This window comes from Rhizobium changzhiense, assembly GCF_013087625.1.
Classification (GTDB): Bacteria; Pseudomonadota; Alphaproteobacteria; order Rhizobiales; family Rhizobiaceae; genus Rhizobium; species Rhizobium sophorae.
This window is the reverse complement of the sequence record NZ_JABFCQ010000001.1, coordinates 42,080-55,346: the sequence shown is the minus strand read 5'-3', so window position 1 is coordinate 55,346 and position 13,267 is coordinate 42,080. Positions and strand designations below refer to the sequence as shown.

General features: G+C 60.1%; 7 protein-coding genes. 6 read left to right on the top strand and 1 reads right to left on the bottom strand.

Annotated elements, in window-relative coordinates; all coding sequences use genetic code 11:
• Window positions 1-56 precede the first annotated feature (56 nt).
• From rplL to rpoC, 3 genes are all read left to right on the top strand, one after another.
• Window positions 57-434 (top strand): 50S ribosomal protein L7/L12, encoded by a 378-nt coding sequence (gene rplL, locus G9X68_RS00310; protein ID WP_003547523.1) that lies wholly within the window; start codon window positions 57-59, stop codon window positions 432-434.
• 263 nt (window positions 435-697) lie between these two features.
• A complete protein-coding gene (rpoB, locus tag G9X68_RS00305) occupies window positions 698-4,837 on the top strand; it encodes a DNA-directed RNA polymerase subunit beta (protein WP_168313482.1) in 4,140 nt (1,379 codons plus the stop codon).
• Between the two features lie 190 nt (window positions 4,838-5,027).
• Window positions 5,028-9,236: a DNA-directed RNA polymerase subunit beta' gene (gene rpoC, locus G9X68_RS00300; RefSeq protein WP_168313483.1), complete on the top strand. Its 4,209-nt coding sequence runs from the start codon at window positions 5,028-5,030 to the stop codon at window positions 9,234-9,236.
• A 142-nt stretch (window positions 9,237-9,378) separates the two neighbouring features.
• Here rpoC and G9X68_RS00295 read toward each other — a convergent pair whose 3' ends face one another.
• Window positions 9,379-9,672 (bottom strand): hypothetical protein, encoded by a 294-nt coding sequence (locus G9X68_RS00295; RefSeq protein ID WP_011651421.1) that lies wholly within the window; start codon window positions 9,670-9,672, stop codon window positions 9,379-9,381.
• Between the two features lie 497 nt (window positions 9,673-10,169).
• On the opposite strand from G9X68_RS00295, the gene rpsL reads away from it, so the two are divergent.
• The 3 genes from rpsL to fusA all read left to right on the top strand — a co-directional run bounded on the left by rpsL (window position 10,170) and on the right by fusA (window position 13,217).
• Window positions 10,170-10,541, top strand: coding sequence for a 30S ribosomal protein S12 (gene rpsL, locus G9X68_RS00290; protein ID WP_003547537.1), 372 nt, complete (start codon window positions 10,170-10,172; stop codon window positions 10,539-10,541).
• A 76-nt stretch (window positions 10,542-10,617) separates the two neighbouring features.
• Entirely contained in the window at window positions 10,618-11,088 is a 471-nt protein-coding gene (gene rpsG, locus G9X68_RS00285; protein ID WP_003547538.1) for a 30S ribosomal protein S7, read from the top strand.
• Window positions 11,089-11,117: 29 nt separating this feature from the next.
• Window positions 11,118-13,217 carry an elongation factor G gene (fusA, locus tag G9X68_RS00280; RefSeq protein ID WP_168313484.1) on the top strand — a complete coding sequence of 700 codons (2,100 nt, stop codon included), beginning with the start codon at window positions 11,118-11,120 and terminating at the stop codon, window positions 13,215-13,217.
• The last annotated feature ends 50 nt before the right edge of the window (window positions 13,218-13,267 follow it).

Here is a 13,267-nt window from a genome sequence, read left to right as displayed (position 1 = left end):
CGGTTTTTCGCTGTTTATAATCAACCGGTTCGAACCGAACAAAAGGAACTAGTAAAATGGCTGATCTCGCAAAGATCGTTGACGACCTCTCCTCGCTGACCGTTCTGGAAGCTGCAGAACTGTCGAAGCTTCTCGAAGAAAAGTGGGGCGTTTCCGCTGCTGCTCCGGTAGCTGTTGCTGCCGCTGCCGGCGGTGCTGCTGCTGCTGTCGTTGAAGAAGAAAAGACTGAATTCGACGTCATCCTCGTCGAAGCTGGTGCCAACAAGATCAACGTCATCAAGGAAGTCCGCGCCATCACTGGTCTCGGCCTCAAGGAAGCCAAGGATCTCGTTGAAGCCGCTCCGAAGGCTGTCAAGGAAGGCGTCAACAAGGCTGAAGCCGCTGACATCAAGAAGAAGCTTGAAGACGCTGGCGCCAAGGCCGACGTCAAGTAATCTTGAACTGCTTTTGGGAGGCAGTATCTCTACTGCCTCCCATTTGCCGTTTTTCTGAACGAATTACCCAAAAGCCGCGTCGAAACGGCTTTTGGGTAATGGGTTCTTCAAAAGGATGGTCTCGCACCGAGGGCAGCACAGCAATCCGAGCTGAGCGTTTTCTGGGGTCGGACGAGATTGAACTACTCATTGATTGACGGGATCGACTGGCCATCGGTTCCCGTCCGTTGCAGGCCCGGGTGCAAGATTTTGAAGGAGCGACGATGGCTCAGACCCTTTCGTTCAACGGTCGCAGGCGCGTACGCAAGTTTTTTGGTAAGATCCCCGAAGTCGCAGAAATGCCGAACCTCATCGAGGTTCAGAAGGCGTCCTACGACCAGTTTCTAATGGTTGAAGAGCCGAAGGGCGGCCGACCCGACGAGGGTCTTCAGGCCGTTTTCAAGTCGGTTTTCCCGATCACCGATTTCTCCGGCGCATCCATGCTGGAATTCGTGTCCTATGAGTTCGAACCGCCGAAGTTCGACGTTGACGAATGCCGTCAGCGCGACCTGACCTATGCCGCGCCCCTGAAGGTGACGCTGCGCCTCATCGTGTTCGATATCGACGAGGATACCGGCGCGAAGTCGATCAAGGACATCAAGGAACAGTCCGTTTACATGGGCGACATGCCGCTCATGACCAATAACGGCACGTTCATTGTCAACGGCACCGAGCGCGTCATCGTTTCCCAGATGCACCGTTCGCCGGGCGTCTTCTTCGACCATGACAAGGGCAAGAGCCATTCTTCCGGCAAGCTGCTCTTTGCTGCGCGTGTCATCCCCTATCGCGGTTCCTGGCTCGATATCGAATTCGACGCCAAGGACATCGTCTACGCCCGCATCGACCGCCGCCGCAAGATCCCTGTGACGTCGCTGCTGATGGCGCTCGGCATGGACGGCGAGGAAATCCTCGACACCTTCTACACGAAGTCGCTCTACAAGCGCGACGGCGAAGGCTGGCGCATTCCCTTCAAGCCGGAAACGCTGAAAGGTGCCAAGGCGATCACCGAGATGGTCGACGCCGATACTGGCGAAGTCGTCGTGGAAGCCGGCAAGAAGCTGACCCCGCGCCTGCTGCGCCAGCTTTCCGACAAGGGCCTGAAGGCACTCAAGGCCGCCGACGACGATCTTTACGGCAACTATCTTGCCGGCGACATCGTCAACTACTCGACGGGTGAGATCTACCTCGAGGCCGGCGACGAAATCGACGAGAAGACGCTTGGCATCATCCTGGCGAACGGCTTCGACGAGATCCCGGTTCTCGGCATCGACCATATCAATGTCGGCGCCTATATCCGCAACACGCTGACAGCCGACAAGAACGAGAACCGTCAGGACGCTCTGTTCGACATCTACCGCGTCATGCGTCCGGGTGAGCCGCCGACCATGGAATCGGCCGAAGCCATGTTCAACTCGCTGTTCTTCGATGCGGAGCGTTACGACCTTTCCGCCGTCGGCCGCGTCAAGATGAACATGCGCCTCGACCTGACCGTCGAAGACACTGTCCGCATCCTGCGCAAGGACGACATTCTGGCCGTGGTCAGGATGCTGGTCGAACTGCGCGACGGCAAGGGCGAGATCGACGACATCGACAACCTCGGCAACCGTCGCGTCCGTTCGGTCGGCGAGCTGATGGAAAACCAGTACCGTCTCGGCCTGCTGCGCATGGAGCGCGCGATCAAGGAACGCATGTCCTCGATCGAGATCGACACGGTCATGCCGCAGGATCTGATCAATGCCAAGCCGGCAGCTGCTGCCGTGCGCGAATTCTTCGGTTCCTCGCAGCTCTCGCAGTTCATGGACCAGGTCAACCCGCTCTCGGAAATCACCCACAAGCGCCGTCTTTCGGCTCTTGGCCCGGGCGGTCTGACCCGTGAGCGCGCCGGCTTCGAAGTCCGCGACGTGCATCCGACCCACTATGGCCGCATCTGCCCGATCGAAACGCCGGAAGGCCCGAACATCGGTCTCATCAACTCGCTTGCGACCTTTGCCCGCGTCAACAAGTACGGCTTCATCGAAAGCCCGTACCGCCGCATCGTCGACGGCAAGGTGACGAGCGACGTGCTCTACCTCTCCGCCATGGAAGAGGCGAAGTACTACGTCGCCCAGGCCAATGCCGAGATGAACGCTGACGGTTCCTTCGTCGACGAATTCGTCGTTTGCCGTCATGCCGGCGAAGTCATGCTCGCCCCGCGCGACAGCATGAACCTGATGGACGTCTCGCCGAAACAGGTCGTTTCGGTCGCAGCCGCGCTCATCCCGTTCCTGGAAAACGACGACGCCAACCGCGCGCTCATGGGCTCGAACATGCAGCGTCAGGCAGTGCCGCTGCTGCGTGCCGAAGCGCCGTTCGTCGGGACCGGCATGGAGCCGGTCGTTGCCCGTGACTCCGGCGCCGCCATCGGCGCGCGCCGCGGTGGCGTGGTCGACCAGGTCGACGCGACGCGTATCGTTATCCGCGCCACGGAAGACCTCGAAGCCGGCAAGTCCGGCGTCGATATCTACCGCCTGCAGAAGTTCCAGCGTTCGAACCAGAACACCTGCGTCAACCAGCGTCCGCTGGTCACCGTCGGTGACGAGGTCAACCGCGGCGACATCCTCGCCGACGGCCCATCGACCGATCTCGGCGACCTGGCGCTCGGCCGCAACGCGCTCGTCGCGTTCATGCCCTGGAACGGCTACAACTACGAAGACTCGATCCTGCTCTCCGAGCGTATCGTTGCCGACGACGTGTTCACCTCCATCCACATCGAAGAATTCGAAGTGATGGCGCGCGACACCAAGCTTGGTCCTGAGGAAATCACCCGCGATATTCCGAACGTTTCGGAAGAAGCGCTGAAGAACCTCGACGAAGCCGGCATCGTCTATATCGGCGCCGAAGTTCAGCCGGGCGATATCCTCGTCGGCAAGATCACGCCGAAGGGCGAAAGCCCGATGACGCCGGAAGAAAAGCTTCTGCGCGCCATCTTCGGCGAAAAGGCCTCCGACGTGCGCGACACCTCCATGCGCATGCCGCCTGGCACCTACGGCACCATTGTCGAAGTCCGCGTCTTCAACCGCCACGGCGTTGAAAAGGACGAGCGCGCGATGGCGATCGAGCGCGAAGAGATCGAGCGTCTGGCAAAGGACCGCGACGACGAACAGGCGATCCTCGACCGCAACGTCTACGGCCGTCTGATCGAGATGCTGCGCGGCCAGGCCTCCATTGCCGGCCCGAAGGGCTTCAAGAAGGGAGCTGAGCTTTCGAACGCTGTCGTCTCCGAATATCCCCGCTCGCAGTGGTGGATGTTCGCGGTCGAAGACGAAAAGGTCCAGAGCGAGCTCGAAGCGCTCCGCGGTCAGTACGACGAATCCAAGTCGCGCCTGGAACAGCGCTTCATGGACAAGGTCGAAAAGGTCCAGCGCGGCGATGAAATGCCTCCTGGCGTCATGAAGATGGTCAAGGTCTTCGTCGCCGTAAAGCGCAAGATCCAGCCGGGCGACAAGATGGCCGGCCGTCACGGGAACAAGGGCGTCGTTTCGCGCATTGTGCCGGTTGAGGACATGCCGTTCCTCGAAGACGGCACGCATGTCGACGTCGTTCTGAACCCGCTCGGCGTGCCTTCGCGCATGAACGTCGGCCAGATTCTGGAAACCCATCTGGGTTGGGCTTGCGCCGGCATGGGACGCCAGATCGGCGAACTGATCGACGCATACAAGGCCAATGGCAACATTGAGCCGCTGCGCAAGACCATCGGCGATGTCGTCGGTGCCGGCCCTAAGGCCGAGCAGGTGCATGAGTTCGACGACGACTCGGTTCTGCGTCTCGCCGACCAGTGGAAGCGTGGCGTTTCGATTGCGACGCCTGTTTTCGACGGTGCGAACGAAGCCGACGTCAACGACATGCTGCGTCTGGCAGGTCTCAAGGATACCGGTCAGTCGACGCTCTATGACGGTCGTACCGGCGAGCAGTTCGACCGCCAGGTGACCGTGGGCTACATCTACATGCTGAAGCTCAACCACCTGGTCGACGACAAGATCCATGCCCGTTCGATCGGACCTTACTCGCTCGTGACCCAGCAGCCGCTGGGCGGCAAGGCGCAGTTCGGCGGCCAGCGCTTCGGCGAAATGGAAGTCTGGGCGCTCGAAGCATACGGCGCGGCCTACACGCTGCAGGAAATGCTGACGGTGAAGTCGGACGACGTCGCCGGCCGCACCAAGGTCTACGAAGCCATCGTCCGCGGAGACGACACGTTCGAAGCCGGTATTCCGGAAAGCTTCAACGTTCTCGTCAAGGAAATGCGCTCGCTGGGCCTCAGCGTCGAGCTCGAGAACACCAAGCTTGACGAGGCGCAGGCAGCGCAGCTGCCCGACGCGGCCGAGTAAGCACTTGATAGGGCGTGCGCTGCCAATGCGGCGCACGCCGGTCCCGCCGGGCGCCGTATCCGTGTCGGCCCGGAAGGGAAGTTTCGCCGCATCCAGCGGTTATTCTCGTTTAAGCGAGGGAGGCGGCTCCCGGGAATTTGCCGCCGACCATCGCATTTTGAGGGCGCTTTAGCCCATGAAGGAGACAGGCATGAACCAAGAGGTCATGAATCTTTTCAATCCGCAGGTGCCTGCACAGAATTTCGATTCCATTCGGATTTCGATCGCGTCTCCGGAGAAGATCCTCTCCTGGTCTTACGGTGAGATCAAGAAGCCGGAAACCATCAACTACCGCACGTTCAAGCCGGAACGTGACGGTCTGTTCTGCGCGCGCATCTTCGGGCCGATCAAGGACTACGAATGCCTGTGCGGCAAGTACAAGCGTATGAAGTACAAGGGCATCATCTGCGAAAAGTGCGGCGTCGAAGTTACGCTGTCGCGCGTTCGCCGTGAGCGCATGGGCCATATCGAGCTCGCCGCTCCCGTTGCCCATATCTGGTTCTTGAAGTCGCTGCCATCACGCATTTCGACGCTGCTCGACATGACGCTGAAGGATGTCGAGCGCGTCCTCTACTTCGAAAACTACATCGTCACCGAGCCGGGCCTGACCGCCCTGAAGGAGCACCAGCTCCTCTCGGAAGAAGAGTACATGCTCGCCGTCGACGAATACGGCGAAGACCAGTTCACCGCGATGATCGGCGCCGAGGCGATCTACGAGATGCTGGCCTCGATGAACCTCGAAAAGATCGCTGGGGACCTGCGCGCCGAGCTTGCCGATACCACGTCGGATCTCAAGCAGAAGAAGCTGATGAAGCGCCTGAAGATCGTCGAGAACTTCATGGAGTCGGGCAACCGTCCGGAATGGATGATCATGAAGGTCGTTCCGGTCATTCCGCCGGACCTGCGTCCGTTGGTTCCGCTCGACGGCGGCCGTTTCGCGACGTCGGATCTGAACGATCTGTACCGCCGCGTCATCAACCGTAACAACCGTCTGAAGCGCCTGATCGAGCTTCGTGCGCCCGGCATCATCATCCGCAACGAAAAGCGCATGCTGCAGGAATCCGTTGACGCGCTGTTCGACAACGGCCGTCGCGGCCGCGTCATCACCGGCGCCAACAAGCGTCCGCTGAAGTCGCTCTCGGACATGCTGAAGGGCAAGCAGGGCCGCTTCCGCCAGAACCTGCTCGGCAAGCGCGTCGACTATTCCGGCCGTTCGGTCATCGTCACCGGTCCGGAACTGAAGCTGCACCAGTGCGGCCTGCCGAAGAAGATGGCGCTCGAGCTCTTCAAGCCGTTCATCTATGCCCGCCTCGACGCCAAGGGTTACTCCTCGACCGTCAAGCAGGCCAAGAAGCTGGTCGAAAAGGAAAAGCCGGAAGTCTGGGATATCCTCGACGAGGTTATCCGCGAGCATCCGGTTCTCTTGAACCGCGCACCGACGCTGCACCGCCTGGGCATCCAGGCCTTCGAACCTACCCTGGTCGAAGGCAAGGCGATCCAGCTGCATCCGCTCGTCTGCACGGCGTTCAACGCCGACTTCGATGGTGACCAGATGGCCGTTCACGTGCCGCTGTCGCTCGAAGCCCAGCTCGAAGCCCGCGTGCTGATGATGTCGACCAACAACATCCTGCATCCGGCCAACGGCGCGCCGATCATCGTTCCCTCGCAGGACATGGTTCTCGGTCTCTACTATCTGTCGATCCTCAATCAGAACGAGCCGGGCGAAGGCATGGCCTTCTCCGATCTCGGCGAGCTGCATCACGCCCTCGAAAGCAAGGTCGTGACGCTGCACACCAAGATCCGCGGCCGCTTCAAGTCGGTCGACGAGGATGGCAAGCCTTACTCGAAGATCTATGAGACGACGCCTGGCCGTCTGCTCATCGGCGAACTGTTGCCGAAGAACGGCAAGGTGCCTTTCGATATCTGCAACCAGGAAATGACCAAGAAGAACATCTCGAAGATGATCGACACGGTCTATCGCCATTGCGGCCAGAAGGACACGGTCATTTTCTGCGACCGCATCATGCAGCTCGGCTTCTCGCATGCCTGCCGCGCCGGCATTTCGTTTGGCAAGGACGACATGGTCATTCCGGATGCCAAGGCCAAGATCGTTGCCGACACCGAAAACCTGGTGAAGGAATACGAGCAGCAGTACAATGACGGCCTCATTACCCAGGGCGAGAAGTACAACAAGGTTGTCGACGCCTGGGGCAAGGCGACCGAAAAGGTCGCCGAAGAGATGATGGCCCGCATCAAGGCGGTCGAATTCGACGAGAAGACCGGTCGCCAGAAGCCGATGAACTCGATCTACATGATGAGCCACTCCGGTGCCCGCGGTTCTCCGAACCAGATGCGCCAGCTGGGCGGCATGCGTGGCCTCATGGCCAAGCCGTCGGGCGAAATCATCGAGACCCCGATCATCTCGAACTTCAAGGAAGGCCTGACCGTCAACGAGTACTTCAACTCGACGCACGGCGCCCGTAAGGGTCTCGCAGACACCGCCCTGAAAACCGCCAACTCCGGCTACCTGACCCGCCGTCTCGTCGACGTCGCGCAGGATTGCATCGTCACGCACGTCGATTGCGGAACGCAGACGGGCCTCACCATGACCGCCATCGTCGATGCCGGCCAGGTGGTTGCTTCGATCGGCGCCCGTATCCTCGGCCGCACGGCGCTCGACGACATTGATCATCCGGTCACCGGTGAGCGCATCGTCGATGCCGGCAAGATGATCCTCGAGCCCGACGTCGTCGAAATCGAGAAGGCCGGCATCCAGTCGATCCGCATCCGCTCGGCGCTGACCTGCGAAATCCAGACGGGCGTCTGCTCGGTCTGCTACGGCCGCGACCTCGCGCGCGGTACGCCGGTCAATATGGGCGAAGCCGTCGGCGTCATCGCCGCTCAGTCGATCGGCGAGCCGGGCACCCAGCTCACCATGCGTACCTTCCACCTTGGCGGTACGGCAACCGTGGTCGACCAGTCGTTCCTCGAAGCCTCGTACGAAGGTACGGTGCAGATCAAGAACCGCAACATCCTGCGCAACTCCGATGGCAACCTCGTTGCCATGGGCCGCAACATGACCGTCCAGATCCTGGACGAACGTGGTGTAGAGCGGTCGTCGCAGCGTGTGGCATACGGTTCGAAGCTGCATGTCGACGAAGGCGACAAGGTCAAGCGCGGCCAGCGTCTGGCAGAGTGGGACCCCTACACCCGTCCGATGATGACGGAAGTGGCCGGTACCGTTCAGTTTGAAGATCTGGTCGACGGTCTCTCCGTTCTGGAAGCGACCGACGAATCGACCGGCATCACCAAGCGTCAGGTCATCGATTGGCGTTCGACCCCGCGTGGCTCGGACCTCAAGCCGGCGATCGTCGTCAAGGACGCCAGCGGCAATATCGCAAAGCTGTCCCGTGGCGGTGACGCCCGCTTCCTGCTCTCGGTCGATGCGATTCTGTCGGTCGAGCCGGGCACGAAGGTCTCCCAGGGTGACGTTCTCGCGCGTTCGCCGCTCGAAAGCGCCAAGACCAAGGACATCACCGGCGGTCTGCCGCGTGTTGCCGAATTGTTCGAAGCCCGCCGTCCGAAGGACCACGCCATCATCGCAGAGATCGATGGTACGATCCGCCTCGGCCGCGACTACAAGAACAAGCGTCGCGTCATCATCGAGCCGGCGGAAGACGGTGTCGAGCCTGTCGAGTACCTGATCCCGAAGGGCAAGCCCTTCCACCTTCAGGAAGGCGACTATATCGAAAAGGGTGACTATATCCTCGACGGTAACCCGGCTCCGCACGACATCCTGGCGATCAAGGGCGTGGAGGCTCTGGCCTCCTACCTCGTCAACGAGATCCAGGAAGTCTACCGCCTGCAGGGCGTCGTCATCAACGACAAGCACATCGAGGTGATTGTCCGTCAGATGCTGCAGAAGGTGGAAATCACCGATGCGGGCGACTCGACCTATATCGTCGGCGACAATGTCGACCGGATCGAGCTCGAAGATGTCAACGATCACCTGATCGAGCAGGGCAAGAAGCCAGCCTACGGCGATCCGGTTCTTCTCGGCATCACCAAGGCGTCGCTGCAGACCCCGTCCTTCATCTCGGCCGCGTCCTTCCAGGAAACGACCAAGGTGCTGACGGAAGCTGCGATCGCCGGCAAGACCGACGGCCTGCAGGGTCTGAAGGAAAACGTCATCGTCGGCCGCCTCATCCCGGCCGGTACCGGCGGCACCATGACCCAGATCCGCCGCATCGCTACGTCGCGCGACGAGATGATCCTCGAAGAGCGCCGCAAGGGCACCGGTGCTGCCGTTGCCACGCCGATGCTGCAGGACATGGCCGAAAAGGCTCCGGCTGCGGAATAATCCGCGGCTGAAGTCGACGAATTGAAAAACCGCCCGGAGCGATCCGGGCGGTTTTCGTTTTTAGTCTGCTCTGATTGGGCGGGCGGCGAGGGGAGACTGCTTCCGCTTATGCTGACTTTGACAGCGCGAGCGGCGGCTCCCTTCAGTTGAACCGGATAATCGCGACCTCGCCTTCGACTGCGCCCTGGTAGGCAGATGCGTGCGGCTCTTCGGCAGGGATCTCGGTCAGCATGCCGATCTGGTCGAGATCGGCCTCGATGAAGCCTTCCTCGGCAAGGGCGTTCAGGGCCTCGCGTACGGCAGTGTCGTCGTCAGGCGCCTTCAGCATGATGTGCAGGTCGATGCCTTCGCTGGCGTCCGACTCGTAGCCCTTGCCGATGATGATGAAGATCATCGGGCCGTCGAAATTATTGTCGTTATCAGGTGTCGTGATCATCGCCTGTCCTTCGGCTCTTTGACGATTCGGTCGCTCGAATCCTGCTGTGAGGGCCGAACGCCGCAATTGCTGATTCCTTAACTGCTTTTGCTGCAATGCCCAAGTTTTTATCTTGGTGCACAGCCGTGAATGCGTCTAGAAGAATGAAACAGGGCGTTCGTCCGGCATATCAAGGCGATACGGCGAGTTTATTTCTTAACCGGCCTTGACGAGACGGGTGGAAACCAGTAGTACCCCGGCCATCAGATCCCATGTGAGGCTTGGCTGTTCGGGGCGACTCGCCCTGAAGTTCACCTCAAACAAGGTTCTAAACGCACGTTGAAGTCATGATGCTGCACGCACGACGCATATTCTATGCGTCCTCTGCTCCTTGTGGTCCATCTGCGGAAGCGGATCGGGCCATATTTTGCGCATTGGCGGAAAGCGTACGTCACTGCCGGAGACGGCGCGAGTTCAAGCCCGCAAGGGTACTGAGATAAAACGTAAGGGATGGTTGAATGCCTACCGTAAACCAGCTGATCCGCAAGCCTCGCCAGGCGAACGTAAAGCGTAACAAGGTTCCCGCACTCCAGGAGAACCCGCAGAAGCGCGGCGTTTGCACGCGCGTCTACACGACGACGCCGAAGAAGCCGAACTCGGCTCTGCGTAAGGTCGCAAAGATCCGCCTGACCAACGGCTTCGAAGTCATTGGTTATATCCCCGGCGAAGGTCACAACCTTCAGGAACACTCTGTCGTCATGATCCGTGGCGGCCGCGTCAAGGACCTTCCGGGTGTCCGTTATCACATCATCCGCGGCGTTCTCGATACCCAGGGTGTCAAGAACCGCAAGCAGCGCCGCTCCAAGTACGGCGCGAAGCGTCCGAAGTAATTCGGTTTTGAATAATCCGGCGCTGCGCGAGGTCCTCCGCGTCATGAAGCGCCTTAACGGTTGAAGAGACAAAAGTATGTCCAGACGTCATAAAGCAGAAAAGCGCGAGATCAATCCGGACCCGAAGTTCGGCGATCTCGTCGTCACCAAGTTCATGAATGCCATCATGCTCGACGGCAAGAAGTCCGTTGCTGAAAACATCGTCTACGGTGCGTTCGACGTGGTCCACGGCAAGTCCAAGCAGGAGCCGCTCACGGTTTTCCATTCTGCGCTCGAGAACATTGCCCCGCACGTTGAAGTCCGCTCGCGTCGTGTCGGTGGTGCGACCTATCAGGTCCCCGTCGACGTTCGTCCGGAGCGCCGCCAGGCTCTTGCTATTCGCTGGCTGATCGCTGCTGCCCGCAAGCGCAATGAAACGACAATGGTTGACCGCCTTTCCGGCGAACTGCTCGATGCGTCCAACAACCGCGGCTCCGCCGTCAAGAAGCGCGAAGACACGCACAAGATGGCTGATGCCAACCGCGCGTTCTCGCACTATCGCTGGTAATTCCGAACGGTATCGAAAGGCAGTCCACAATGGCTCGCGAATATAAGATCGAAGACTACCGCAATTTCGGTATCATGGCGCATATCGATGCCGGCAAGACCACGACCACCGAGCGTATTCTTTATTACACCGGCAAGTCGCACAAGATCGGCGAAGTTCACGACGGCGCAGCCACGATGGACTGGATGGAGCAGGAGCAGGAGCGTGGCATCACGATCACCTCTGCTGCCACCACGACCTTCTGGAAGGGTCGTGACGGCAAAATGCGCCGCTTCAACATCATCGACACTCCCGGCCACGTCGACTTCACCATTGAAGTCGAGCGTTCGCTGCGCGTTCTCGACGGCGCCATCGCGCTGCTCGACGCCAACGCCGGTGTTGAGCCGCAGACGGAAACCGTCTGGCGCCAGGCTGAGAAGTACAATGTCCCGCGGATGATCTTCTGCAACAAGATGGACAAGACCGGCGCGGACTTCTACCGCTCCGTCGAGATGATCAAGACCCGTCTCGGTGCAACGGCTGTCGTCATGCAGCTGCCGATCGGTGCGGAAACCGAATTCAAGGGCGTCATCGACCTGGTCGAGATGAACGCACTCATCTGGCGCGACGAGTCGCTCGGCGCCCAGTGGGACGTCGTCGAGATCCCCGAGGACATGAAGGCCAAGGCTGAAGAATATCGCGAAAAGCTGATCGAGACGGTCGTCGACATCGACGAAGCCGCCACGGAAGCTTACCTCGAAGGCATTCTGCCGGACAACGATCAGATCCGTGCGCTGGTTCGCCGCGGCACGATCGACGTCAAGTTCCACCCGATGTTCTGTGGCACCGCCTTCAAGAACAAGGGCGTGCAGCCGCTGCTCGACGCCGTTGTCGACTACCTGCCGTCGCCAATGGACATCCCGGCGATCAAGGGCATCGACTTCAAGACGGAAGCCGAAATCGAGCGTCATGCCGATGATAGCGAGCCACTTTCCATGCTCGCCTTCAAGATCATGAACGACCCCTTCGTCGGTTCGCTGACCTTCGCCCGCATCTACTCCGGCAAGCTCGAAAAAGGCGCGTCGGTCATCAACACGGTCAAGGACAAGCGCGAGCGCGTCGGCCGTATGCTGCAGATGCACTCCAACTCGCGTGAAGACATCGAAGAAGCCTTCGCAGGTGACATCGTCGCTCTCGCCGGCCTCAAGGAAACCACGACGGGCGACACGCTCTGCGATCCGCTGAAGCCGGTTATCCTCGAGCGCATGGAATTCCCGGAGCCGGTCATTCAGATCGCCATCGAGCCGAAGACCAAGGGCGACCAGGAAAAGATGGGCCTCGCGCTCAACCGCCTGGCTGCTGAAGATCCGTCCTTCCGCGTCAAGACCGACCAGGAATCCGGCCAGACCATCATCGCCGGCATGGGCGAACTGCATCTCGACATCATCGTCGACCGCATGCGTCGTGAATTCAAGGTTGAAGCAACTGTCGGCGCGCCGCAGGTTGCCTATCGCGAAACCATCACCCGGACGCATGAAGAAGACTATACGCACAAGAAGCAGTCCGGTGGTACCGGCCAGTTCGCGCGCGTCAAGATCGTCTTCGAACCGAACCCGGACGGCGACGAATTCAAGTTCGAATCGAAGATCGTCGGCGGTGCCGTTCCGAAGGAATACATCCCCGGCGTCCAGAAGGGCATCGAAAGCGTTCTGTCTTCGGGTCCGCTCGCCGGCTTCCCGATGCTGGGCGTCAAGGCGACCCTCATAGACGGCGCATTCCACGACGTCGACTCCTCGGTTCTCGCCTTCGAAATCGCATCGCGTGCCTGCTTCCGTGAAGCAGCCAAGAAGGCCGGCGCTCAGCTGCTCGAGCCGATGATGAAGGTTGAAGTCGTCACCCCGGAAGATTATGTCGGCGACGTTATCGGCGACCTGAACTCCCGTCGCGGTCAGATCCAGGGCCAGGAAAGCCGCGGTATCGCCGTCGTCATCAACGCGAACGTCCCGCTCGCGAACATGTTCAAATACGTCGACAACCTGCGCTCCATGTCCCAGGGCCGCGCCCAGTACACGATGACCTTCGATCACTATTCGCCGGTCCCGTCGAACGTCGCAACTGAAATCCAGGCAAAGTATTCCGGTCAGAAGTGACCGGAATACCAATTGACCGATAACAAGAATTAGATCCCCTCGGGGACTAG

Coding starts and splice junctions, on each gene's coding strand:
- rplL (WP_003547523.1), top strand. CDS start 57: ATGGCTGATCTCGCAAAGATCGTTGACGACCTCTCCTCGCTGACCGTT.
- rpoC (WP_168313483.1), top strand. CDS start 5,028: ATGAACCAAGAGGTCATGAATCTTTTCAATCCGCAGGTGCCTGCACAG.
- G9X68_RS00295 (WP_011651421.1), bottom strand. CDS start 9,672: ATGATCACGACACCTGATAACGACAATAATTTCGACGGCCCGATGATC.
- rpsL (WP_003547537.1), top strand. CDS start 10,170: ATGCCTACCGTAAACCAGCTGATCCGCAAGCCTCGCCAGGCGAACGTA.
- fusA (WP_168313484.1), top strand. CDS start 11,118: ATGGCTCGCGAATATAAGATCGAAGACTACCGCAATTTCGGTATCATG.
- rpoB (WP_168313482.1), top strand. CDS start 698: ATGGCTCAGACCCTTTCGTTCAACGGTCGCAGGCGCGTACGCAAGTTT.
- rpsG (WP_003547538.1), top strand. CDS start 10,618: ATGTCCAGACGTCATAAAGCAGAAAAGCGCGAGATCAATCCGGACCCG.